This window comes from Streptomyces sp. NPDC001732 (assembly GCF_053596315.1).
This window is the reverse complement of the sequence record NZ_JBSFFY010000199.1, coordinates 1-1,447: the sequence shown is the minus strand read 5'-3', so window position 1 is coordinate 1,447 and position 1,447 is coordinate 1. Positions and strand designations below refer to the sequence as shown.

Below are 1,447 nucleotides of genomic sequence, written 5' to 3'. Positions count from 1 at the left end.
CGCGACTACGAGACCCTAACCACCAGCTCCGAAGCCATGATCTACGTCGCCTCGATCGACAACCTCGCCAAGCGCATAACGGACGAGACCACGCCGACCTGGCGAGGGACCTACTAGGGCATAAGAGGCAATTCGCCCACGCTAAATGCCCTCTGAGGGGGCCGGGACGCGGAGGCGCCCCGGCTACCCGACCCTTCGCGCTGATCCACTCTGTGACGGAGCACAGGATCAGACGGAGGCCGCCTACATGTCCGCTGAACTGCGAAAACACCGACCAAGTTCGAGCCGCGTTCGACGCCGGACCATAAATGACAAGATGAGAAGGCGTTGCCATACCGATCATGGACTCTGTCGATCGAACGGGAGTCTCGATCGGGTGGTCGCGGGCCCTGCCCGGCATGAGAGCAGGGCCTGGCGGTATATGGGGAAAATCCAGGGGAGCGGACGGCCGCGCGCTGCTACGGTCGGGCGCCATGAGCTGGCTTCCCGATGACTTCGTCCACCCCGTCCTGGTACCGCTGCCGGGCGGTGGCCATCACCTGCGGCCGATCCGGGAGGCGGACGCCCCGCTCGACTATCCGGCTGTGATGGGTTCGCGCGAGCGGCTGTGGACCATCTTCGGCCCGGCCTGGGGCTGGCCCGCGGCCACCATGACCTACGAGGCCGACCAGGCCGACTTGTTGCGGCACGAGAAGGAGATCGCCGCACACCAGTCCTTCAACTACGCGCTGTTCGACGCGGCGGAGACAGCTCTGCTCGGCTGTGTCTACATCGACCCACCGGAGAGGGCCGGCGCGGACGGCGAGATCTCCTGGTGGGTGGTGGACGAGCTGGTGGGCAGCAAGGTCGAGCAGGCCCTCGACGCGCTGGTGCCGCAGTGGATCGCCGGCGACTGGCCGTTCGAGCAGCCGCGCTTCCTCGGCCGCGAGATCTCCTGGTCGGACTGGCTCGCCCTGCCGGAGCATCCCGACACGTAAGTGGTTGTTGCCCGTACCGATCTCGAAGGCTGTCGATCGAACGGGAGTCCCGACCGGGTGACTGCGGCGGTTTCCACGCGTGAAAGCAGGACCTCCAGGCAGCTCGGGGGTGCGATCCCATTCCGACACGTGTACGGCAACGCGGCCGACCATTCGGGCCGGGTGCGCCGGTATCCGTCGGACATGACGGACGCGGAGTGGGCGGAGGTCCGGCCGTTGCTGCCGGTGCCGGCCTGGTTCCAGGGGCGGGACGGACGGCCCGAGGGCCACTGCCACCGGCAGCTGTTGGACGCGATCCGCTATCTGGTCGTGGGCGGGATCTCGTGGCGGGCGATGCCTGCCGGCTTCCCCGCGTGGTCCCGGGTCTATGCGTTCTGTGCGCCGTGCGGCGCTTCGCTGTATCCCCGACTCACTCGGGAGGAACTTGGAGGAATGTTTCTGGGTCGCCTGACTTACTTGGAGGCGAAAGC

At 67.0% G+C, this 1,447-nt stretch carries 2 protein-coding genes and 1 pseudogene; all 3 read left to right on the top strand.

Annotated elements, in window-relative coordinates:
- Nucleotides 1–117: pseudogene (locus ACWCXX_RS41355) on the top strand (IS5/IS1182 family transposase); the annotation flags it as partial.
- Between the two features lie 356 nt (nt 118–473).
- Nucleotides 474–977 (top strand): GNAT family N-acetyltransferase, encoded by a 504-nt coding sequence (locus ACWCXX_RS41350; RefSeq protein ID WP_451136477.1) that lies wholly within the window; start codon nt 474–476, stop codon nt 975–977.
- 183 nt (nt 978–1,160) lie between these two features.
- Nucleotides 1,161–1,447, top strand: a 287-nt coding sequence (locus tag ACWCXX_RS41345; RefSeq protein ID WP_451136479.1) for a transposase, incomplete at its 3' end; no start/stop codon positions are given.